At 44.2% G+C, this 21,513-nt stretch carries 19 protein-coding genes; 9 read left to right on the top strand and 10 right to left on the bottom strand.

The window, feature by feature from the left end; genetic code table 11:
* Window positions 1-117 precede the first annotated feature (117 nt).
* Window positions 118-804, top strand: coding sequence for a cytochrome b N-terminal domain-containing protein (locus H6F63_RS11535; RefSeq protein WP_190637459.1), 687 nt, complete (start codon window positions 118-120; stop codon window positions 802-804).
* Window positions 805-847: 43 nt separating this feature from the next.
* Here the strand turns inward: H6F63_RS11535 and H6F63_RS11540 are convergent, their stop codons facing one another.
* Window positions 848-2,785, bottom strand: coding sequence for a cation:proton antiporter (locus H6F63_RS11540; RefSeq protein ID WP_190637590.1), 1,938 nt, complete (start codon window positions 2,783-2,785; stop codon window positions 848-850).
* Between the two features lie 161 nt (window positions 2,786-2,946).
* Here H6F63_RS11540 and H6F63_RS11545 point away from each other — a divergent pair, with 161 nt between their 5' ends.
* Both H6F63_RS11545 and H6F63_RS11550 read left to right on the top strand, forming a co-directional pair.
* Entirely contained in the window at window positions 2,947-3,126 is a 180-nt protein-coding gene (locus tag H6F63_RS11545; RefSeq protein ID WP_190637461.1) for a hypothetical protein, read from the top strand.
* Between the two features lie 455 nt (window positions 3,127-3,581).
* Window positions 3,582-4,454: a DUF5895 domain-containing protein gene (locus tag H6F63_RS11550; protein WP_190424936.1), complete on the top strand. Its 873-nt coding sequence runs from the start codon at window positions 3,582-3,584 to the stop codon at window positions 4,452-4,454.
* 112 nt (window positions 4,455-4,566) lie between these two features.
* On the opposite strand, the gene H6F63_RS11555 is transcribed toward H6F63_RS11550, so the two are convergent.
* The 5 genes from H6F63_RS11555 to H6F63_RS11575 form a co-directional block, all read right to left on the bottom strand.
* Window positions 4,567-5,760 (bottom strand): murein transglycosylase A, encoded by a 1,194-nt coding sequence (locus H6F63_RS11555; protein ID WP_190424938.1) that lies wholly within the window; start codon window positions 5,758-5,760, stop codon window positions 4,567-4,569.
* 27 nt (window positions 5,761-5,787) lie between these two features.
* Window positions 5,788-6,048: a hypothetical protein gene (locus H6F63_RS11560; protein WP_190424941.1), complete on the bottom strand. Its 261-nt coding sequence runs from the start codon at window positions 6,046-6,048 to the stop codon at window positions 5,788-5,790.
* 191 nt (window positions 6,049-6,239) lie between these two features.
* On the bottom strand, window positions 6,240-7,010 hold the full coding sequence (locus tag H6F63_RS11565) for a hypothetical protein (RefSeq protein WP_190637463.1): 771 nt from the start codon (window positions 7,008-7,010) through the stop codon (window positions 6,240-6,242).
* A 54-nt stretch (window positions 7,011-7,064) separates the two neighbouring features.
* On the bottom strand, window positions 7,065-7,439 hold the full coding sequence (locus H6F63_RS11570; RefSeq protein WP_190637465.1) for a Mo-dependent nitrogenase C-terminal domain-containing protein: 375 nt from the start codon (window positions 7,437-7,439) through the stop codon (window positions 7,065-7,067).
* Window positions 7,440-7,766: 327 nt separating this feature from the next.
* Entirely contained in the window at window positions 7,767-7,991 is a 225-nt protein-coding gene (locus H6F63_RS11575) for a hypothetical protein (protein ID WP_190419875.1), read from the bottom strand.
* A 344-nt stretch (window positions 7,992-8,335) separates the two neighbouring features.
* Here H6F63_RS11575 and H6F63_RS11580 point away from each other — a divergent pair, with 344 nt between their 5' ends.
* Entirely contained in the window at window positions 8,336-9,232 is an 897-nt protein-coding gene (locus tag H6F63_RS11580) for a WecB/TagA/CpsF family glycosyltransferase (RefSeq protein ID WP_242019676.1), read from the top strand.
* 8 nt (window positions 9,233-9,240) lie between these two features.
* Here the strand turns inward: H6F63_RS11580 and H6F63_RS11585 are convergent, their stop codons facing one another.
* The 3 genes from H6F63_RS11585 to H6F63_RS11595 all read right to left on the bottom strand — a co-directional run bounded on the left by H6F63_RS11585 (window position 9,241) and on the right by H6F63_RS11595 (window position 12,117).
* Window positions 9,241-9,657: a secondary thiamine-phosphate synthase enzyme YjbQ gene (locus H6F63_RS11585; protein ID WP_190637467.1), complete on the bottom strand. Its 417-nt coding sequence runs from the start codon at window positions 9,655-9,657 to the stop codon at window positions 9,241-9,243.
* Window positions 9,658-9,671: 14 nt separating this feature from the next.
* The gene (locus tag H6F63_RS11590; protein ID WP_190637469.1) at window positions 9,672-10,754 is read right to left on the bottom strand and encodes a glycosyl transferase; all 1,083 of its coding nucleotides are present in this window, start codon (window positions 10,752-10,754) and stop codon (window positions 9,672-9,674) included.
* A gap of 169 nt (window positions 10,755-10,923) precedes the next feature.
* On the bottom strand, window positions 10,924-12,117 hold the full coding sequence (locus tag H6F63_RS11595) for an aminotransferase class V-fold PLP-dependent enzyme (RefSeq protein ID WP_190637471.1): 1,194 nt from the start codon (window positions 12,115-12,117) through the stop codon (window positions 10,924-10,926).
* A 543-nt stretch (window positions 12,118-12,660) separates the two neighbouring features.
* Here H6F63_RS11595 and H6F63_RS11600 point away from each other — a divergent pair.
* The 3 genes from H6F63_RS11600 to H6F63_RS11610 all read left to right on the top strand — a co-directional run bounded on the left by H6F63_RS11600 (window position 12,661) and on the right by H6F63_RS11610 (window position 15,858).
* Window positions 12,661-14,421 (top strand): Mu transposase C-terminal domain-containing protein, encoded by a 1,761-nt coding sequence (locus H6F63_RS11600; protein ID WP_190637473.1) that lies wholly within the window; start codon window positions 12,661-12,663, stop codon window positions 14,419-14,421.
* A 97-nt stretch (window positions 14,422-14,518) separates the two neighbouring features.
* A complete protein-coding gene (locus H6F63_RS11605) occupies window positions 14,519-15,355 on the top strand; it encodes a TniB family NTP-binding protein (RefSeq protein ID WP_190637476.1) in 837 nt (278 codons plus the stop codon).
* A complete protein-coding gene (locus tag H6F63_RS11610; protein ID WP_190637478.1) occupies window positions 15,355-15,858 on the top strand; it encodes a TniQ family protein in 504 nt (167 codons plus the stop codon). Before H6F63_RS11605 ends, H6F63_RS11610 begins: the two co-directional genes overlap by 1 nt.
* 367 nt (window positions 15,859-16,225) lie before the next feature.
* On the opposite strand, the gene H6F63_RS11615 is transcribed toward H6F63_RS11610, so the two are convergent.
* On the bottom strand, window positions 16,226-17,353 hold the full coding sequence (locus H6F63_RS11615; protein WP_190637480.1) for an ISAs1 family transposase: 1,128 nt from the start codon (window positions 17,351-17,353) through the stop codon (window positions 16,226-16,228).
* Window positions 17,354-17,575: 222 nt separating this feature from the next.
* On the opposite strand from H6F63_RS11615, the gene H6F63_RS11620 reads away from it, so the two are divergent.
* Together H6F63_RS11620 and H6F63_RS11625 are read left to right on the top strand one after the other, a co-directional pair.
* A complete protein-coding gene (locus H6F63_RS11620) occupies window positions 17,576-20,254 on the top strand; it encodes a DEAD/DEAH box helicase family protein (RefSeq protein ID WP_190637482.1) in 2,679 nt (892 codons plus the stop codon).
* A 56-nt stretch (window positions 20,255-20,310) separates the two neighbouring features.
* The gene (locus tag H6F63_RS11625) at window positions 20,311-21,510 is read left to right on the top strand and encodes a hypothetical protein (protein WP_190637484.1); all 1,200 of its coding nucleotides are present in this window, start codon (window positions 20,311-20,313) and stop codon (window positions 21,508-21,510) included.
* The last annotated feature ends 3 nt before the right edge of the window (window positions 21,511-21,513 follow it).

Here is a 21,513-nt window from a genome sequence, read left to right on the forward strand (position 1 = left end):
TTACTCTTGTTCAAACTCTGTCTGAAGATATACGCACTTAGAACAATTACTTCCCTGGATGCCATCGTTAATATATTACTAAATGTAAAGTTTTAGTTAAGAAAAGTAAATTTAACGATGAATACCGAGAAGTATGAATTCATTTTCCGGCGACTGGCGACAATCCTGGCAGTCTCTATTCTTACATTAAGCTTAAGTGCAGCTTTTACGGGTATTTTGTTGGCTTTTTACTACGAACCGTCTGCGGGAGGCGCTTACGAATCTTTAAAGAATATTGCAACTGAAGTTCCCAATGGTTCGCTAATTCGTGACGTTCACGACATTGCTGGAAATGGGGTAATTGTAGTCTCCCTAATCGAAATAGTAGTGATGTTTCTAGGGAGGAAATTTACAAAAAGCTGGTTGACTGGGTGGATTAGCGTAATTTTCTTTACTTTAAATGCGATCGCGCTAGCATGGACAGCTATGATACTCGATTGGAGTCAGCTAGGCTACTGGCGTTTAAGCATCGAATTGCAAACCATCGAAGCGATTCCTTTTATTGGTTCCCAGTTGCGAGACATCCTTACTGGTGGCGGCGGGATAACCACAGCAACCGTGGAACACCTATATACAATACACAGCTACATTTTATCTGTGAGCGCGATCGCGCTCGCCATCACTCATCTCGGCGCACTACTGGTGCAGGAAAGACAGCAAACGCGGCTTCAAATGGAATTAAAAGCCATATCTTCAACCTCAGAGCCAGATATAACTCAAGCAGAAATTGATTCAAACTCCCTAACTTTCACCAACAAAAATTAAAAAATGCTGGTTACTAGGCTCAGCCTCGCTTCGTCTCTCGTCTTTATCCAGAAACAGGAGGCTGTACAGCATTCTCAACCTTGAGTTCCCCCACACCAACACCTACCGCAGAAATCGGCACTTCCTCCACTTCTGGCAACTTCTCCAACGCCAGACGAGAAGAGGGACTCCCACCCGATAACCGCTTCAACAGTTTAGGTCTAGGGTCATGCAGCAGATAAATAATCTCATCTCCAGGCTGCCACTCTTCTGCTGCTGGCACCACCTGGAAAAGCTGCTCTCTCTCAAACAATAATGGCACTAGCTCCCCAGCACGAATTAAGGCTTGTAGATGAGCTTGTTGAAAAGCTAACCCATCCTCTCTAAGCGTCGTTTTACCTAACTTTACCTGCCCTTCGCTAAGGTACTGATTCCAATTCTTTACCGACAGCTGAGGAATAAAAGCTTGGTGAACCTTTGTATTATTAGTCGCCATATTGGCTTGCGGGAAGACTGCCAAAACGCGAGGCGGACGAAACTCTTCTGCGGCTCGTTGCGCCAACACTAAATTCACCTCCCCATTATTCGTCATCGCCACAAAAGTTCCCATAGAGGCGAGTCCCGCCTCTTCCAGAACTTCCATATCCAAACCGCTGCTCAAGAACACCCGCAGATTTTCCTGTTCAGCGATTTTGCAAGCTTCAGGGTCTGTATCAATCAGCACCACAGATTCTCCCCGCTCTTGAAATAGACGAGCAATCAAGCGGCTTAAGGGACTACAACCAATAATTACAGCCCCAGTTGCGTTCTGAGGGTTAATTCGCAACCAGGCGGCAACCCAACGCGCCGTCAGCCCTTGGAAAAATACGGTCATTATAATAGTGAGGAAAACCAGCGCCTTGATGGAATCGCCGCCATTGATGCCATACTGCGTCAGAAAAATGGCAAACAAGGACGCAACAGACGCAGAAACAATCCCTCTGGGAGCAATCCAGCATAAAAATAACTTTTGTCGCCAATTCAGCCCACTATTCAACGTACACAAGCCGATGTTAATCGGGCGCACGATAAACATTAGCGCCAACACGGTGAACAAGCTGCCCCACCCCAGAGCAAACACGCTGGCAATGGACAAGTCAGCAGACAGGAGAATAAACAATACCGAGACGCTGAAGATGGTTAATTGTCCTTTAAAGCGCCGTAACAGGCGCTCCTCTGGGATAGAGGCAGCACCCAGGACAATTCCCGCCATCACTGTTGCCATCAATCCCGCCTCGCTGCGGATTGTCTGCGCCAGACCAAACAAACCCCACAACCCAGCCAGAACTACCAGGTTTTTCAAGTCTTCGGAAAGAAACTTGGCGCGTTTGAGAATCAAACCCAGCAACCAACCACCAGCAACGCCGATACCGCCGCCGATGCCTACACGCACGATAAGACCGATGAAAGCTTCCAGGGGATCAGTATCCGCGTTCACAATGGTGTCTAGCACGACGACCGCAAGGATTGCCCCCACTGGGTCAATTAAAACGCCTTCTCCCTCCAAAAGCGTTGCCACTTGTCGGTCTACTTGCACCTGTTTGAGTAGGGGACTGATTACTGTTGGCCCCGTTACCACTACCAGGGATGCGTAGAGAAAGGCAATAGGCCAGGGAAATTCGCCCAACCAGTGAGCCGCCATGCCTCCTCCAAGCAGCGTTATAAGCGTCCCCAGCGTCACCAGATTTCGCAGGCTACCGGAAACTTTACCCATTTCTTTAAGTTCCAGGTTAAGCCCGCCTTCAAAGAGAATGATTGCTACACACAGGGCAACCATGACTTCTAAACCAGTTCCTAGCTGGTTAGGGTGTAGCACGCTCAATCCGTCAGGCCCCAGTAAAATACCAAATAGCAACAAAAAGACGATGCTGGGAACCTGGAGATATTCGGCTATAACCTGGGCGCTGATTCCTGCAATAACGGTTAAAACCATTTGCAGGGTAATTTCAAATGATGCTTCCATGTTGTAGATATTGATAAAACTCACGTTTTATCAATATCTTTTGTAAAGGATAGTAAATATTAACTCTTCTTTGCTGTCACGTCACGTTTAATCTGGCCATGTATAGGACGTTTTGGCAAAAATATCTGTAGTAAATGATACTATAAATTGGGAAGGTAATTATGTTCAGGAAAAATAATTTTTTGGGAGTATGGGTGCGATCGCGATTGGGAGAAAGAAGCGATCGCGTCAAGCTTCCCGAAGAGTTAAACTGTAACGCTTCCTGTAGCAGGGAGGGCAATCCCCCCATACAATCGACTGAGTACGGCTATAGGCAGGGCGCGTACAGTTGGAAGAATTAGCAGAACATTCGCTTGTTAAAATCCGTTTCCTAACGCCCCTGGTGTTCCACATGAATGATAAAAAGAGACTGTTGCTCTCTAAGTTGAGCTGGCAAAACTAAATTAGCTTCGTATCACTCCCCAAAAGTGGCATCTGTAAACACTTCCAGAGTTAGGAGAATCAGGGAGTTACCAACTAAGTGTGCTGTGACATCGGCAAAAACAGATCCACAAATTCTGATAAAAAGGTGGAGAGGAGTTCTTTCAACAGGTGATGGTGGTCAATCATAGGAGTATTCTGCCATCGGCTGAGGCTCAAAGTTGGCGTGCAGCTCCCGCCGCGCTACCATCGAATCGTCTACTTTAAGTGCCAGAGAATTGTGCTATATTGCCAATTCCTGAAGTGGCCTTTGGCACACCGTCACATTTCACCGACTTGTAAACTTGATCAGCAGAAGACTTCGATGCCTAAGACAATGAACGCATCTGCGAATTTCGACTTCGACGACGACAAGTTCAACGCCCCCCCTTCTCAAGTGCTGCCTTGGTGCCAGATGATCAATCCTCGGTACAGCAAAAGTGGGATTCAACCTCACGGATTGGCAATTAAGCTGGATAATGCTAACGCCGTGGGCTTTACTCCAGATGCAAATTGGCAGCAAGTACAGCATGAATTTAGCACCGGAGTCGAAACGCTATTAATCACGACCACCCCACGCATAGTTATAGTACGACGGGGGCCATTATCTGTTAAAGATCGGGAAAGTGGAGCGAAACTGGGTACTCTAAAAGATAACTATGACGCTTTCTTGGCAGATAAGCTAAAGTTTAAGACCTTCACTCGTCACCTGATTTTTTTAGTGGGTGAAAACAAAAACTTCCTCCATCAATCACCCCTGCAATTAACATTGAATGGTGTTGCTGGTGCTAGCTTTAGCAAATCATACTGTGACATTAAGCAAGGTCAAGTAGTAGGCGGATTTATTGGGGAATTGGAAAAGGCTTATGCTGAGTACCGCAAACAACCTCTAACACCGAAAGGGGCGCTGTTTCATGCTCACGGCGTTTTTTGTCCCTTGATTGAGATGGAAGAAAGGGGTAGTGGTTCAAATACGGCTTTGGTAGCTAGTACGGTAGATTATGAGCATCCCACAGCGAAAACTTTAACTGATTATCTGATTGCTTCTAGTTCTGAGGAGTCGGCGATTATTTGTAAGACTTTTGAGGAGTACGAAGAGTTCGGGAAGGAAAAACCGAAAGCGGAAACTTCCAAGATGGAAATGGCGGGTGTTGCCAGTTCTTTTGTTTACCACGATGATGAATTTGAGTATGGTGAACCACCCTACTAAAAATCAAAAGGCAAAAGGCAAAAATAAAGCCACATTTTAGGTTGGGTCGTTGCGTGAAACCCAACCTTAATCATTCGCTTGTTGGGTTTCGCTATTGCTCCACCCAACCTACTTACTGTTTAAGTAGTAGGTAATATAGTTGCCCATTGCCACCAGTAACACCAGCGCGATCGCCTGCTTTTTTTCCTGTCCCAATAAAATAATCTACTCGACCTGGAGTTAGAATTGCACTTCCCTTATCCTGGTCAAGTACATAGCGACTCACTAGGCGCTGCTCAATCTGACCTTGACTATTAAAGTAGGGAACTCGCGTATGAATTAGCGCTAAGGCTCCCGGTGGCATGAGAGACTTATCTGTAGCTATTGAACGCTCCGCTGTTACTGGCACCCCAATGCTTCCCATTGCTGGCGCACCGTTGGTTTCCCGGAAGAAGACAAAGCGACTATTGCGCGGGATATAGTTACTCATTTCCAGGGGATTTTGCTGGAAATACTTGATTAGCACAGGTAAGGTTAAACCTGATAGAGGCAGTTTGCCATCTTTGGCTAGTTCTTTCCCCACACTGGTATAAGGATAATCAGTTCCCCCCGCATAACCGACTGTCATTATGGTGCCATCGGTCATCTGGAGTTGAGCAGAGCCTTGGATTTGCACCAGGAATGCTTCTAAGCGATCGCGTAGCCAAGCTATTTCCAGCCCTCTTAGTGGGCTTTTCTCCCCCAGCAAACCATCCTCCCCTTCCAGTTCAACCCGTGTAGGGTGCGGTTTGGGCCAAGACTGGAAGTTCGACGGCATCCCATAAATAGGATAGCGATACTCTGCCGTCTGCTGGCGACTAGCTGTGTAGGTTGGTTCGTAGTAAGCCGTGTATTGGACGTTACCTTTATCGTCCTTGCCTACAGACTGGTATAAGACAAACTCGCGCTTCACAGCAGCTTGCAATTCGGCGGGGTTTCGGGAATTGATAACCAGCTGACGAAAGCGTACCAACGAGCGGCGGACGCGAGAAAGCGTAATTCCCGGAACCGGATACTTCTGGTAAGCAACAGCTGCATCGTTTGTCTGTAGATAGCGCAGACTGTTGTCAAGAGAGGCGATGAGCGCCTTTTTGTCTCCTGCTTTCCCGTTCCTTCCCCACAGTTGGTCATCTAACCCCAGCGCATCTGACCGACAACAGGTGAGATTCAGCAAGTTTGGGTTTATCGGGCGCAGGGGGAGGGAGGGAACATTAGCCAAGACAGGCAAACTGAGACTTCCCATAGCCATACCAAAACTCAGGGAAAGCAAAGCAAATGTCTTTCTCATTACTTACACCAAAAGGGAAATCGATAGTTATTCGTAGTCACTTCTATCGACACTTCCGGCGAAGACAGGTTCCACCCGGATTGCCCGAATGCTGACCGGACGCACGACCATGTATTCACCCTGGACATTTTTTATCGGCACACTGATGAAGTCTGTTGAAGAGGCTTTGGGCATCAGTTCGCCGCTGTACCATTTTTGAAACTCTTGAATAGTTGCAAAACGCACTTCAGCTTTATGACCGCCTTCCATCATTAGGTATACGGCGTATTCGGTGGGAGTTCTCGGCATATGGTCGATCGATTTTCAATCCATCCTGATTATTATGTGCCGAGAACGGTCGAAAATTACACCTGATTTCTACGGAAGTTGTCAGAAAGACCTTATTGAGGCTTACATCTCTATCTCTACTCTTGTTCTAAGCGCAAGCCCGGAGAGCAAGGCTGGGAGGCGACCCCTAGTAACAAGACAAAGAAATACTATTAGGAAAACAAATTAAACCGATGTAGCAGGGTTTCCAGCAGTGGGGGCAAAGTTTGACGTAGTTCCGAAGCTGTGGTGAATAACAGTTGTTGATGGTTGGGAAAGTCAAAAGGAAACTCCCCTGCTAGGTCATTTCGCTCCATTTGAGCTAACAAAAGTTGTTCAGAACGCTTGCTTTGCAAGGCGTAACCAATTTCTACACAAACATTGGGGCTGGGAATTAACAACGTCGTCTCTTCCTTGGAAATGCCAGTCACTGGTGTCCCATCGGCAACAAATAGCAGACATTTGCGGATTTTTCGCATCTGGGTGTTGCTGAGCCGATGTGGGACGCCCGTGGGACGACCAGATTCTTCCAGTGTCAAAGGTAGACGTGATCGCGTGTTTAATGTCTCCAGGGCATCAACCAGTCCCTCGCGCAGGGCAACGCTAGATGCCGTATATTCGGTTTGATGGCACAGGAAGATCGTTGGTTCCAAATTCGCCATCGCCGCTTGCTTGGTGAAATAAATCTCGTGGCTCGTTAGGTCAATGTTAGAGATTGTATAGCCACCGCTACCTTCGATATAAAACTCGACTGTTTCTCCTTCTAGGTAGCGCTTAAACCACTCTGAGCCTTTTACATCTTGGCTGTCTTCTAAAAAATCTGCTCGTAGTCCCGACTTCAGCAAGCTATTTTTGCTCAGCCGCAGATCGTGGGGACGTTTCTCTAATTCTTTGATCGGCTCATACTCTTGGAGATACCAGCCTCTCAGGGCAATGATAGCCATGATATCCAGTCACTATGCACATCCGATGGTGCCTTTTTCCAGTCCCATGAAATCTTAGCAGTATGCGGCGATATCTTCTCCACACTCATCTGCCAGATAGCACAGCGCCCGGAAACGCAGACCCACTACTTCATCATAAAGCGGGTTTAGCTTACACATGGGCGGAATGTGGAACAGAACTTTACTGAATAATTTGATATCGCGCTCAAACGGACACTGGGCGGGAATCATTTTGCAGAGGCGATGAGCAAGCTTTGCATCGCGCACTTGTAAGTTATCCATCCACTGGCGTAATGGTTTGAGGGGTTCAAAAGGCTTTTTGGCAGTTGCTTTCGCTTTGGGGGCTTTGTTGACGGTAACTTCTTGTTGCGGAATCGAAACCCAGCTTGCCAGACTAATATTTCTTACTGTATACTCAGATACATTCATGATACTGCTCCTGTGTTGTGAATCCTTTTTTCCAAAAAAGTGAAGCTTACTGTCTGTCCTGTATCTACAACTGTCGATCTGCTGTTACCGGATAAGAGTTGTGGATAGCTTGAGAAATTTTGATGTTTAGGTTCACTCAATAAAGACTGGCGATTACAGTTTTTTGTTCTCTACTCCTCAGGATTGAGAAGCAACCACCTTTGGACAACACCTGATGTAGAAACGGCATGAGATCGATGCAGTTCATTACCAGGGGCAGCGATCACTAAGCCAAAATGCCGATCCGGACTAAAAAAGCTTTTGTTAGACTGCCTGTTATCATCCTCGCTAAAATCTATCCTCGATTGCGTGGGGAGCATCACTGAATCTTTGCGATCGCTTCTGGACAGATTCAGTGATTTCACGCATATCTTGCCTCTGCCATCTCGCGTAAACTTGTCTGCGAAGAGGGTGTAATCTAATTTTTAATTTTTCTACTTGGCTAGAAGCCTCTGCGTAGGCGATCGCTGTTGCTTGGCGGATATACCGTCCTAAGCTAGGTTGTTCGCTCATCTACACGCAGCGCGTAGCGCACTAAAAGTAAAGTTTTTTTTCCTAAAACAATACAAAATTCAGGTAATGTTATCTGGCTTTTTTCTAAAGGTAAAATTTTATATCGGCAATTCGTTTAACAGTGCTAATTTCAGCAATTTTGCCGATGTAAATAAGAAAGGTATAGCTAATAATTTATATATACTAACGATGAATTAATAAACACTGGAAATTACTTCCATCCATAGCAAAAGCGGCTGGATTACTTACCCAAGTATATCGAGGATAATAAACCTATCAAAAATCAAAAATATTAGATGTCACTCACGTTGCAGTAAGCAAAACATTAAATACAGAGGTGAATTATGATTGCCATGAAAAATATCTATAATTTCAAGACGAAGATGAACATCCGCACTTTTATATCACCTCCAAGTAAGACTAATGTATTGGGAATTGGCGTTAGCAGGACTAACTATAAAGAAAGCACAGATTTTATTATTCAAAGCGCCCAATTAAATCAATCTTGTACAGTAGCAGCCACTAATGTCCATAGCATTACCTCCGCTTATCTAGATCCCGATGGTTATGGGGAACAGCTGAAGCGTTTTACCCTTGTTACTCCTGATGGTCAACCTGTGCGCTGGGCGCTAAATCTTCTTCGTGATAGTGACGAAGAGGTACTTGCAGACCGAGTCCGAGGGCCAGAACTGATGTTACAAATTTGCGAACAAGCTGCTGTTAAAGGAATCAGTATTTTTCTATATGGCTCCAAAGAAACAGTTTTGGAGAGTCTGCAAATTAAGCTTAAACAAAAGTTTCCTGAATTAATAATTGCTGGTGTTATTTCCCCTCCTTTCCGTCCTCTGACACCAGAAGAAGATGCCGCATACACCGAAGAAATCCGCAAATCTGAGGCAGGAATTGTTTTTGTTTCCTTGGGTTGTCCTCGCCAGGAAGCATGGACTTTTGAGCATCGCTATCAGCTAAAGTGTCCCATAATTGCTGTGGGTGCTGCTTTTGATTTTCATTCAGGCAACATTCCAGAAGCTCCAGCTTGGATGCAATGGGCTGGTTTAGAATGGCTGTTCCGCCTTTGTAAGGAACCAAAACGCCTCTGGAAACGCTACTTATTGCTCAATCCTCTCTATCTGATTCTCCTGACTTTACAGCTTGTAAAATTACTACCTATTGACGAGGAATTAACTGTAGAAAGTGGCACTGTTGAACACCCAGAGCAAGCAATAGATCGCCGACTTTAAAACAGTTATTAGTCCCCGTTTATATGAACAACCACCTCTCTATATTGGCTGCGCTGTCGATGTTCCCAAATATAAATTCCCTGCCACGTTCCTAGTAGTAATTTTCCTCTGGCAATGGGTATGTTTTCAGAAGTATGAGTCAGCGCCGTGCGGATATGAGCTGGCATATCGTCTGGGCCTTCAGTGCTGTGGAAGTAGTGGCTGTTTTCCGGAACGAGTTTGGAGAGGAAGTTTTCTAAATCTTTGAGAACATCTGGATCGGCATTTTCTTGAATGAGTAGACTGGCTGAGGTGTGAAGTAAAAACAGGGTGCAAAGTCCAGTTTGTACGCCCGAATCGGCGACAATAGCTTGAATTTTGGGCGTTATTTTGTGCAAAGATTTGCCGGGGGTTTGAAATTTAAGCAGCTGTTGGTATTGCTTCATAGCGGGAAAAAGTATTAACGATTTTGGAAATAGCTGACGATGGTCTGCGCGATCGCTTCCGTTCCATCCGTTGCTACCATCTGAGACTGGCGGGGTGTAAGCAAAGGCTGACGCAGAAACTCCCAGTTACTCTGGAAAAACTCAGCAGGTTTCAGAATTTGATGATACCCATGATTTTGAATGCCTTCAAGTAACAAGGGCGCTTCTGCAAAGCCCTCTCGTGTTAACGTCACTAGGGGTACTCCCAGCCGCAAAGCTTCGGCAAAGGTGCTGTATCCTGGTTTGGAAACCACTCGCCCACACAGGGGCATAAAATCTACTGGGCGGTAAGACTGGTCTGTAATTTTGAGTAAATTAGGGAAATCGGGCGAATTTCGGTCAAAGGTGATGAATTGCCAATCGGGAAACTGCTGCAAGTTGTCATAGGGAATTTCTTGCAAACCTAAGCCGCCGAAAGTGAGTAAGATAGTTTGCTCTCTTGGTGCTGTAATTCCAAATTTAGCTCGCAGTTCGTCGGAATTGTGGCGGGGATTACCTCCGGTTAAGCCAACATCTGTAATATTGCCAAAAGCGCTCATGGGTTCGTGGAAGGGTAAGCGAAATAAGCGATCGCATCCTGCATAACATTCGCTAATCCAATCAGAAATTTCCAGAAATTCCCCTCCCCACGCCCGATAAATAAAATCCCAGCCAAAATTACTCAGCATCCAACAAGGAATATCCGCAGCTTTCCCAATTGATGCTGCTAGAGGGGGAATATCTGCCAAAATTAAACCTACTCGATTTTGGCGAATGAAACTTACTTCTCCAGCAATTATAGATTTTTGTTGGGCGCGAATCTCCCGCAATTTTTCCAGGGTAGCGCCTTTGTCCATCGCGAAACTATCAGCTTGCACAACGCCAATATCAAAAGCACGGGGGCGATGGATGAAATCTCCTGTAATGTAAGATTCTAGCAACCAGCGTGGTGCTGTTGTTACTAGAATTAGCAGAATTTCAGGATACAGTTTTTGTACTTCCGCTGCGACGGATGCCGCCCGGACTGCGTGGCCGAAGCCGTGATTCGTGATCGCTACGTATAAAATTGGATGGGTCATTGGGAATGGCTAATATGGCAATTCATGCAGGAATTGTAAAAGTTTATGAACCGCCTTCGCGGAGCCTGTGCTTTGAGACTTAGAAAGAGAAAGAAGAAAAAGGGAAGATTTCATAAACGGTTTAGGGTTGCTATTGATTAAGTCCAGACTGGAAATTGATAATTAGCTATTAGCCATCAAATTCTTGAATTGTTTCAATTAAGCGATCAATTTCTCCAGGGATGGTGAAATAGTGAACGCAGGCACGAACGCAGTCTGGATTGTTGATTGTCCTCACAAGTATGCCTTGTGTTTCCAAAAATTCTACTAACTTTTGATGGTTTGGTTTGTCTTTAAGTTTGAAGGAGACAAGACCTGATTCTGGTGGTGCATTTCGCAGACATTGGATGCTGGGAATTTCAGCTAAACGTTGCCAGAGATATTTACTCAAATTTCGGATTTGTTGATAACATTCCTCTGGGGTTCCCCATTGCTGATGTAGCGCGATCGCTGCCCTTAACCCAGCGTAAAGTGGATAGGCGGATGTTGCTACTTCATATCTTCGCCCGTCCGGTTGCCAACTGTAGGGTAAAGATTTACTGGGTACAATACTGCGCCAACCAATAAAGGTGGGATTTAAGTTTTCTAAGGCTTCCGGTCGTACGTAAAGACCGCCCACACCTTCTGGCCCACACAACCATTTGTGGCCAGTAAAGGCATAAAAGTCAACAGCTAATTCTGTTAGATTTAGTGGCAAAGAACCCACAGATTGAGCCGCATCTACCAAAATTCTTACAGGCTGATGATTATGGGAATGCTGGCGTACCGCCTCAGCAATTTCACCCAGGGGTAGGACTTGTCCGGTGTTCCAGAGAAGATGACTCAGCACTACCATTTTGGTTTTCGGGTGCAGATGATCGCTAATCGCTGCTACTGGATTGCCTTCGTTCAATGTCGCCATTAGGGGACAACAGTCAACTCCGATGCCAAAACGCCGCTGGAGTTCTTGTACAGTTGCGATAATGCCTGGGTGTTCGCAGTCAGAAATGAGTAAGCGATCGCCTGCTTGCCAGTCGATACCCCACAAGGCGATATTGCAGCCTACGGTGACATCTTCAGTTAAAGTAATAGTTTCTGGCGGAACGTTGAGGGATTTGGCGATCGCGCTTCTAGTTTCATTCGCCTCCTTTATAACCCAAGCGTTGACCTCTGTGGAAAATGGCCCCGAACGCTGCACGTATTCATAGGACTGGTAAATTGCATCCAAAGCCGCTTGGGGCATCGGGCCTTGACCGCCATAATTGAAATACGCTTTATTCGCCAAGGCTGGAAATTGCTGGCGATGACTCTCCAGCGAGTCCTTGGTTTTCTGTAAATTGGACATGAGTTTGCGTCACTATATAACTTTATAGAGTTATCCACCTTTTAAGGTAGGGTTGTTTCATTCTGTACTTTTCTGGCTAGATAAGCTCAGATTATAAAAAAAAGAACCGCAAAGACGCTAAGGTGTCGAATAACACATTATTTGTCGTCTTAACAAATTATTGTCGTCGAAGCTATTATGGCTAAAACCTTTACCCTTAAAAGGCTTTAGCCGTTTTTAATGTGTTTTCTTCCAAAATTGATTTTAACAACTTATTTGTCGTTATTTAAAAAATTAACAATTTAGATGTCGCTTCTTTGAAATTAACCTTTTCTAAATTTTCTACATTCTTTAACAAATAAAGTGTCGCTTTTTGGAAATAAACAAGTATGATATTACTTAAGCGCATGGTACGAATGTACTAAAATGCACTGTGTATTTAGGTCTAGCTACTTCTTTACCTCTGTAGGGTGAGAACGAGAGTGCTGATACTTAGCTGTGTCGCGCTTAAACTCGGCGATGCTACACCGCTACTAATTCATGTCTTGACATAGAAGCCCGACTATGGAAGAAATGCCACTGATAGATCCTGGTGTTGAATCTTTTCTTTCTGACGAGGACAATGACCGAGAAGAAATCCATCAGAAAGAAGTAACAGAAGAAATTGTGATCGCAACTGAACTGTCAGACGAAGCAAAGTTCAGGATGGAAGTGATTCAAAGCCTGATTGCACCATGCGATCGCAAAACCTATGGGCAAAAATTGAAGGAAGCAGCGGACAAACTGGGGAAAACGGTTCGGACAGTACAGCGACTCGTTAACAAGTATCAGAAAGAAGGTTTATCGGCGATTACTGACACCGAGCGCTCCGATAAAGGCAATTACCGAATTGATCCTGACTGGCAAGATTTCATTATTAAAACCTTTAAGGAGGGGAATAAAGGTAAGGAGGGGAATAAAGGTAGTAAAAAGATGACTCCAGCTCAGGTGGCAATTAGGGTACAAGCTAAAGCGGATCAGCTAGGTTGCGAGAAATACCCTAGCCACATGAGTGTGTATAGGGTTCTTAATCCTATAATTGACCGACAAGAACAGAAACAGAAGGTACGAAATATTGGGTGGCGAGGGTCAAGAGTATCCCATAAGACTCGCGATGGGCAAACTCTGGACGTGCGGCATAGCAATGATGTGTGGCAGTGCGATCATACAAAACTAGACATCATGTTGGTGGATCAATATGATCAACCTTTGGCTCGTCCTTGGCTAACCAAAATCACCGACAGCTATTCTCGCTGCATCATGGGCATTCATTTAGGCTTCGATGCACCGAGTTCTCAAGTTGTTGCCTTAGCTTTGCGCCATGCAATTTTACCCAAGCACTACAGTTCTGAATTTAACCTTCAGTGTGAGTGGGGAACTTATGGCATTCCAGAAAACTTGTTCACTGATGGTGGCAAGGATTTTCGTTCGGAGCATGTAAAGCAAATTGCTTTTGAACTTGGCTTTGAGTGCCATTTGCGTGATCGCCCTTCTGAAGGGGGTATAGAAGAACGGGGATTTGGGACAATTAATACTGATTTTCTAGCGGGATTATACGGATATTTAGGCTCAAACGTGCAGGAACGCTCAGAGAAAGCTGAGGAAGAAGCTTGCTTAACGCTACGAGAGCTACATCTGCTATTGGTGCGCTACATCGTTGATAGGTATAATCAGCGCATTGATGCCAGAACAAAAGATCAGACTCGTTTTCAACGGTGGGATGCAGGATTGCCTGCTTTGCCACCTGTAATTAAGGAGCGGGAATTAGATATCTGCCTGATGAAAAAAACTCGCCGCAGTATCTACAGAGGTGGGTATTTGAGCTTTGAAAATATCATGTATCGGGGTGATAGCCTGCCAGTTTACGCTGGCGAAACTGTAGTCCTCCGATTTGACCCTAGAGATATCACCACCGTTTGGGTATACCGTTCGGAGATGGGGAAAGATGTATTTCTAACTGCTGCCCATGCTCTAGATTTAGAAACCGAGCAACTTTCTTTTGAAGATAATAAAGCGGCTAGTCGTAAACTGCGTAAGACAGGGAAAGATATTAATAATAAATCTATCTTGGCAGAAGTCCGCGACCGGGATGTTTTCATCAAGCAAAAGAAAAAAAGCCGACAGGAACGCAAAAAATCAGAACAAGCTCAAGTGCATCCTATTTACGAGTCACCTAAAAATATTCAATTAGAAGCGGTGGAATCTTCCGAAACACAGCCTGAAACTCAACCGCAACGTCCTAGAGTTTTTAACCTCGACCAACTCAGTGCAGATTACGATGAATAGTTTTTAAACTCTTGGATATCCCTTGCTCACAAATGCCCAAATTTACCTAAACGATATTCCTAGTGTTTAAGATGAAACAAGAAAGACAATACTGATAATGACAGATACTAATTTGCAGAAATGGGTGCAAAAATTATGGGGGGATGAGCCAATCGCTGAGGAATTGCAACCAGTAATTAAGCGATTAATTACTCCACTCGTTGTAGAAATGGAATATATGCAACAGATCCATGAATGGTTGGATATGCAGCGCCTATCGAAGCAACCAGGGCGAATTGTGGCTCCTCCGCGAACAGGTAAGTCTATTACTTGCGATGTTTACAGGCTTCTAAATAAGCCACATAAAAAACCAGGTAGGCGAGATATTGTACCCGTTTTATATTTGCAAGCCCCTGGAGATTGTTCCGTAGGAGAATTATTAGTATTAATTCTTGAACTTCTTAAGTATGGTGCAACTACGGGGAAAGTAACCGAACTTAGAAAAAGGGTTCAACGGGTTCTGAAAGAATCTCATGTAGAGATGATTATTATTGATGAAGCCAATTTTCTTAAGCTGAATACGTTCAGCGAAATTGCCCGTATTTACGATTTGTTAAAGATTTCAATTATTCTTGTGGGTACAGATGGACTAGATAATTTAATCAAGCGAAATGAGTATATTCACGATCGCTTCATAGAGTGTTACCGCTTTGATGTCATATCGGAAAAGAAATTCCCCCAGATAGTAGAAATATGGGAACGGGAGATTGCTGACTTACCAGCGCCATCGAATCTCAACAGACAAGAAACTTTAAAGCTTTTGTATCTAAAAACAGGAGGTAAACTTGGTTTATTAGATAAAGTAATCAGAAAAGCAGCAATTTTATCTTTAAAGAAAGGGTTGAAATCTATTGATAAAGTGACGTTGCATGAAGTGGTGGAGCGATTTGAGTAGTGGAAACAGTTGAGGATAAACCTTGGTTTTTCCAAGTAGAACCTTTAGAAGGCGAAAGTATCAGCCATTTTTTAGGGCGCTTTCGCCGGAATAATTATTTGACTCCTGGGGAATTAGGTAGACTCGCAGGAATTGGTTCGATTGTGGGGCGATGGGAAAAGTTTTACTTGAATCCCTTTCCCACAAGGCAAGAGTTAGAGGCTTTAGCCTCTATAGTGGGGGTTGAGATTGAAAGGCTGTATCAAATGCTGCCCTCTCAGGGTGTGGTAATGCAGCCTAAACCGATTCTGTTATGTGCAGCTTGTTATGGGGAGAACCCCTATCATCGGCTTGAGTGGCAGTTTAAGGAGCGATGGGGGTGCGCTCGCCATCAGTTGCGTTTGTTAGCAAAATGCACCAACTGCGAGACACCGTTCCCTGTCCCTGCGTTGTGGGTACACGGTGAATGCCTGCATTGTTTTCTGCCTTTCGCGAAGATGGCGAAACGACAGAAGCGAGTTTGATAAGGGATCGCGAGTGACGTGTTTTTAACTTAGCTCAGCTTGACTACACTCTAATTGCCGAATCATTGATGAGAGGAAGTGCTAGAAAATTGGATTGAATTCTTACAGCAACAGCAAATCGGTGGAGCAACCTGTTACAGTCTCTATCATTCCAGCTTCCGTAACTGGCTGGGCAAGCAACTCAATCTCAGTTAGACCTCGTACAAAATTTACACTCAAGAAGCAATGTGATTGATGTGTCCAACTGTTGGACACAGGATGGTAATAATCGCCTTTTACCTTTCCACAAAGACTTTGAAAGAGAATCGATTTCACATTGCTGGCTGAAAGTCAATTCAGAAGCCAGAATGGTCAGGGCAAACGCATCTTATCCGAGCAACACCTTGAGCAAGTAGTCTTCATCCCAACCCGCCCGCAACCGTTTATTCTTGATGCCAATCTTGAGAGTCGTGTCCTGATTGAGCAGGTTGAGGGCAACATGACGCACCAGAGCCAAATTTTCTGGTGCATAATCTTTCCGAATGCGACAAGCATCTTCCAGAAATGCCAAGTCTAAGACCCAATGGAGTGAATTTTCCACTAACCAATGGCTGCGAACTGCTTTTGAGAGCCGATGTGCATCACTGGTCAAACTACTGATGTAGTAACGAGTTTCTCGTTCGATTTTGCCATTGATGCGTTGTTCTGCCTGAATCATCCCAATGCTGGTGAACTTTACCCACTTGTCGGCATCGATCAAAAACTCTACCTGTCCCATCGTCCAGCAGCGACGAATTTCTACCCGTCCATGTCCTTTGTCCAACGTTTGGTGAAAATCATGCTCAATGCCAGCAAAATTAATGGCTTGAGCCTGAGCAAATATCTGCTGGACATCTTCAAAGAGATTCCCCTGATTGTCTTTGAGCGCCAGGACATAATCGGCACCCCGTTCGACAATGAGTTTGGCAATCTCCTTCTGGCAACCCATCGCATCAATCGTAATGACACACCCACTCACTTCTAGCACTTTGAGCAATTGGGGAATAGCCGTGATTTCGTTGGACTTGTCATCCACTTTGCATTGTCCCAGCACCAGACGGTTGTGGCTTGCCCAAGCGCTGACCATATGAATTGCTCCTTTGCCGTCCGCAGAATCATAGGACTGGCGTAGGGTTTTGCCGTCAATCGCAATCACTTGTCCACCACTGAGACGAACTAGAGAACGAACCCACTCCAGGAAACTTTGCTGCAACTGTTGAGGATTCAAGCGAGCAAACACACGGGCAAAGGTGTCATGCGAGGGGATGCCGTTCGGTAGCTCTAAGATGCGCTTTAGCCACTTGAACTTTGCCTGTCCGAAATTTTCCATTGCCACCCAACTATCTGCTCCGCAAATGACCGCTAGAATGGCAATTGTCAGAATATCGATGAGTTTGTGACGTTTGCTGCGCTCTATGCGAGGGTCGTCAATCTCGCTAAGATGCTCAACCAACTTGTATTTGGGCTTCAGCTTCATGAGTAGGTTTACAACGGCAACGTTCTAATTTTCCGCCTCTGCAACCCATATCTTCTTTCCTTGTCTGCTGAAAATTAAGATGCGTTTGCCCTGCCAGAATGGTTAGCTGTGATTTGCGACTTAATAAGTGGGAACACTAAGAGAGTAGAGCGTGGAGCAAAGCAATCGCGCTCTTTGAATTGCTTTTAACTTCCGGCTTTACAAGACAAGACGTAGGCACAAATGAGCAAAGAATCGGAGTGGAAGACCAGGCAACAGCGGATTAACACTAAGCTTAGGTCGCTCAATCCCAAGTGGGATATTATCAAGTATCGAGAGGGGCTGGATACTTCTGCACTTCAATGCCATGCGGTTGAGGAATACCCTACAGCTAGTGGACCTGCTGATTATGCCCTATTTGTGAAAGGGCGATTTTTGGGGGTCATTGAAGCCAAAAAAGTGTCAGTCGGCGCACAAAATGTTTTGGAACAGGCAAAACGGTACTCGCGGACAGCGTTTGATGGGATTGGGAATTGGCGAGACTACCGACTTCCTTTTCTCTACTCCACGAATGGAGAAATTATTTATTTCCTCGATGTCAGAGGCGAACAGAATATCTTTCGTAAAATTGCGAATTTTCACACGGCGGATGCCTTAACAGAACTGTTTGAGCATGACCAAGCTGCCAGCTACGCTCGGTTACAGAATAGTCCAATTGAGCTAATTGAGAGGCTTCGCCCCTACCAGGAAAATGCGATCGCTGCCACTGAAGATGCCCTTGTCAAAGGTAAACGCGCCATGCTGGTGGCAATGGCAACTGGAACCGGGAAAACCTTTCTCACGGTTGCTCAGATTTATCGGTTGCTGGAATCTAAGGTAGCCAAACGGATTCTGTTTCTGGTTGACCGCAGAGCCTTGGCAGCGCAGGCAGTGAGAACGTTTGCTTCGTTCAACACGCCGAGGGGAAATAAGTTTAATCAAGAATACGAGGTCTATAGCCAGCGGTTTCGGCGAGAGGACTTTGGTGAGGAAGAAGCATTTGACCCCCAAGTGTTACCAAGTTCCTATCTAACAGCCCCCCAATCTACTCATACCTTTGTCTATGTCTCCACCATCCAACGAATGACCATCAATCTGTTTGGTAAAGCAAGTGTTGAGGTCTCAGAAGATGGTGATATTGATGACGAAAGCGATGCAGAAGAATTAAGTATTCCCATTCACGCTTTTGATTTAATTATTGCCGATGAGTGCCATCGGGGATATACCGCTAAAGAGACAAGTGCTTGGCGCAATACTCTCGACTATTTTGATGCTATTAAGATTGGACTGACGGCGACTCCAGCGGTGAATACGCTGTCTTTATTTAAAGAGGTGGTCTACCGTTACAGCACTGAAGAAGCGATCGCAGATGGCTATCTGGTCGATTATGAGTCAGTTTACATTTATTCAAATGTTCGGATGAATGGAGCTTTTCTGCGGGAAGGGGAACAGGTTGGCGTAGTTGATACTGAAACCGGAGAGGAGATTTACGACGAGTTAGAAGATGAGCGGGAGTTTTCGACTACCGATATTGAGCGTAAAATTACAGTACCCGATAGCAACCGCAAAATCATTGAAGATATTGCCAAATATGCCGACAGGCATGAGGAAGAAACGGGGCGTTTTCCGAGAATTTTGATTTTTGCAGTCAATGATTTGCCTCATAGATCCCATGCGGATCAGATTGTTGGCATCTGCAAAGAAGTATTTGGGCGGGGGGATGATTTTGTTCAGAAAATTACAGGCAGTCCTAGTGTAGATCGACCCCTGCAAAAGATTCGGGAGTTTCGCAATCGTCCTCAACCCAAGGTAGCAGTGACAGTGGATATGCTCAGTACCGGAGTAGACATCCCTAGTCTGGAATTTGTTGTGTTTATGCGTCCAGTGAAATCTCGAATTCTCTGGGTGCAGATGCTAGGTAGAGGTACTCGCCTGTGTGATGAGATTAACAAAACTCACTTTAAAATCTTTGATTGCTTCGGGGGTTCTCTGATTGAATACTTTGCCAACACTATCGATTTAAAGATAGAGCCACCCCGCAAAGACCCAGTACCAGTTGGGCAGGTCATTAAGAAGATTTACCAGAATCTTGACCGAGATTACAACCTTAAATCTCTGGTTAAGCGTCTGCGACGGATTGATCGAGGAATGAGTGATGAAGCAAGGGAGCGGTTTGCTGATTATATTCCTGATGGTGATATGGGCAGGTTTGCAGGGGAATTGACAGAAAGGATTGAGCGGGATTTTACAAACACGCTCAACTTACTGCAAGATCACGGCTTTCAAGATTTGTTAGAAAACTACCCTAGAGCTAAACAGAATTTTTTAGTCGCTTACGAGCAAGAGGATACTGTCTCCTCTGAGGTGATGATTAGGGGGCAAAAACCAGAGGATTATCTAGACAGTTTCTGCCGCTTTGTGCGAGAAAATCCTGAGCAGATAGAAGCGATCGCTATCTTACTAGAACGCCCGCGAGATTGGAAAACTCAGGCACTCAACGAACTTCGGGAAAAGCTGGGACAAAATCAGTTTCGAGAACCGGAACTGCAAAGGGCGACTCAGTTGGTACACAATAAAGCCCTGGCTGATATTATCTCGATGGTGAAATGCGCTGCCCGTGCTGATGAGCCAATTTATACGGCGGCGGAGCGGATCGAGAGAGCGATCGCATCTGTTATGGTTGGCAAGTCGTTTAATGACGAGCAGCTAAAGTGGCTAGGTTATATCCAAGAGCATTTAGTGCAGAATCTCACCATTGAAATGGATGATTTTGAGTATGCGCCGATTTTTGAACGAGTCGGAGGGAAAGGTAAGGCAAAAAAAGTCTTTTCAGGTGGACTAGAGGCGCTGATTGATGCGATTAATGCTGCGATCGCAGCTTAGGAAAGTAAACATTTTACGATGGGCATTTCAGAAATTAGATACTCGGAGATTAGTTAATGAATAATGTGAATGATAATCAAGAATTTCCTTCTCCTCAAACCGATCAAGAAGAATCAGAAAATAGTTCATTAATAGAGGAATTAACTAAACTAATCAAGCAAGATAAAGAAAAAGGAAGAACAGCTTGGAAAATAGGAAGAAACTTATTTTACTTAAAAAAGCAAAGATTAGAAGAATTTGAAAAAACACATTTACCTGATAGTTATAGTGTTAAACTTTTGGAAGCTATGTTTTCTCTGGAGTTTGAAATTTTTATATCTGACACAATTGGTTTATCAAAAGCCCAAACAGATATACGACTGGAAATTTTTAAATGGATAAAAAATCCTAATTTAATAAGCAAAAGAATGGGTATTTCACACTTAGAACAAGTAATTCGTTTAAAGGATGAAAAAGCTATAGAAAAATTATTAAATGAACTATTGAAAATTGAAAATAAGAATAAAGAAAATAACATACCCTATACTGAAAGAATTATAGCTTCAGTAGTAAGCAAACACCAAAGACATTTACAGAACCAATCCAATAATAAAAATTTATCGCTTTTTAGCGATGACAACAGTGAAAGCAATGAGAATCAGAAATCCACCGAAATAGATTTTGACTTTATAGATTCTCTTAAAACTGAAATATTAGATTATGAGAGCCAAAGTGAACAAAAAAAGAGCGCAAGGGCAGATATATGGGGGCAGGATATTCAAACAAGTTGCTTTCCAGAAATTGAAGATATTTATTCCAAAAAACCTATTGATGAACAAGGGCTAGTCGGATTATTTTGTACAATTTTCCCTATAATCAAAAGCAAAAAATTAACTATTAAAGATTCAGATTTTTTGGGATTTTGTGAAATTCCCCTAAAATATCAACTATATTTTTTGAAAATCAAAGGAATTAGAACACGGTTTCCTGATGCTATAATTGATTTTGCTATTTGCAATCAAGATTTAACCATATACGCAACAACAGAAATCTCTGTCGAATTTGAATTTGAAAGTTTTAACTACACTCGTCATAGACACTATGAAACTCACGAAAAATGCCCTCTAATTGTTTGTTGGAAACATGAGGAATTAAGTAAATGGAAAAACTGGAAACAAATATACTATAAAAAGGACAAACCCCTACCATTTATACTTTCAGTCGAAAAACTTTTAGAAACTGGAGAAATTAATTTAATTAACTTAAATGAGCCATGAATA

It is taken from the genome of Trichocoleus sp. FACHB-40 (genome assembly GCF_014695915.1).
Taxonomy (GTDB): Bacteria; Cyanobacteriota; Cyanobacteriia; order Cyanobacteriales; family FACHB-T130; genus Funiculus; species Funiculus sociatus.

What these genes read in the sequence shown, in the direction of transcription:
- H6F63_RS11600 (WP_190637473.1), top strand. Translation starts at nt 12,661, where the DNA reads ATGGAAGAAATGCCACTGATAGATCCTGGTGTTGAATCTTTTCTTTCT.
- H6F63_RS11565 (WP_190637463.1), bottom strand. Translation starts at nt 7,010, where the DNA reads ATGGCTATCATTGCCCTGAGAGGCTGGTATCTCCAAGAGTATGAGCCG.
- H6F63_RS11545 (WP_190637461.1), top strand. Translation starts at nt 2,947, where the DNA reads ATGTTCAGGAAAAATAATTTTTTGGGAGTATGGGTGCGATCGCGATTG.
- H6F63_RS11625 (WP_190637484.1), top strand. Translation starts at nt 20,311, where the DNA reads ATGAATAATGTGAATGATAATCAAGAATTTCCTTCTCCTCAAACCGAT.
- H6F63_RS11535 (WP_190637459.1), top strand. Translation starts at nt 118, where the DNA reads ATGAATACCGAGAAGTATGAATTCATTTTCCGGCGACTGGCGACAATC.
- H6F63_RS11560 (WP_190424941.1), bottom strand. Translation starts at nt 6,048, where the DNA reads ATGCCGAGAACTCCCACCGAATACGCCGTATACCTAATGATGGAAGGC.
- H6F63_RS11615 (WP_190637480.1), bottom strand. Translation starts at nt 17,353, where the DNA reads ATGAAGCTGAAGCCCAAATACAAGTTGGTTGAGCATCTTAGCGAGATT.
- H6F63_RS11585 (WP_190637467.1), bottom strand. Translation starts at nt 9,657, where the DNA reads ATGAAGCAATACCAACAGCTGCTTAAATTTCAAACCCCCGGCAAATCT.
- H6F63_RS11595 (WP_190637471.1), bottom strand. Translation starts at nt 12,117, where the DNA reads ATGTCCAATTTACAGAAAACCAAGGACTCGCTGGAGAGTCATCGCCAG.
- H6F63_RS11575 (WP_190419875.1), bottom strand. Translation starts at nt 7,991, where the DNA reads ATGAGCGAACAACCTAGCTTAGGACGGTATATCCGCCAAGCAACAGCG.
- H6F63_RS11550 (WP_190424936.1), top strand. Translation starts at nt 3,582, where the DNA reads ATGAACGCATCTGCGAATTTCGACTTCGACGACGACAAGTTCAACGCC.
- H6F63_RS11620 (WP_190637482.1), top strand. Translation starts at nt 17,576, where the DNA reads ATGAGCAAAGAATCGGAGTGGAAGACCAGGCAACAGCGGATTAACACT.
- H6F63_RS11555 (WP_190424938.1), bottom strand. Translation starts at nt 5,760, where the DNA reads ATGAGAAAGACATTTGCTTTGCTTTCCCTGAGTTTTGGTATGGCTATG.
- H6F63_RS11605 (WP_190637476.1), top strand. Translation starts at nt 14,519, where the DNA reads ATGACAGATACTAATTTGCAGAAATGGGTGCAAAAATTATGGGGGGAT.
- H6F63_RS11540 (WP_190637590.1), bottom strand. Translation starts at nt 2,785, where the DNA reads ATGGAAGCATCATTTGAAATTACCCTGCAAATGGTTTTAACCGTTATT.
- H6F63_RS11590 (WP_190637469.1), bottom strand. Translation starts at nt 10,754, where the DNA reads ATGACCCATCCAATTTTATACGTAGCGATCACGAATCACGGCTTCGGC.
- H6F63_RS11580 (WP_242019676.1), top strand. Translation starts at nt 8,336, where the DNA reads ATGATTGCCATGAAAAATATCTATAATTTCAAGACGAAGATGAACATC.
- H6F63_RS11570 (WP_190637465.1), bottom strand. Translation starts at nt 7,439, where the DNA reads ATGAATGTATCTGAGTATACAGTAAGAAATATTAGTCTGGCAAGCTGG.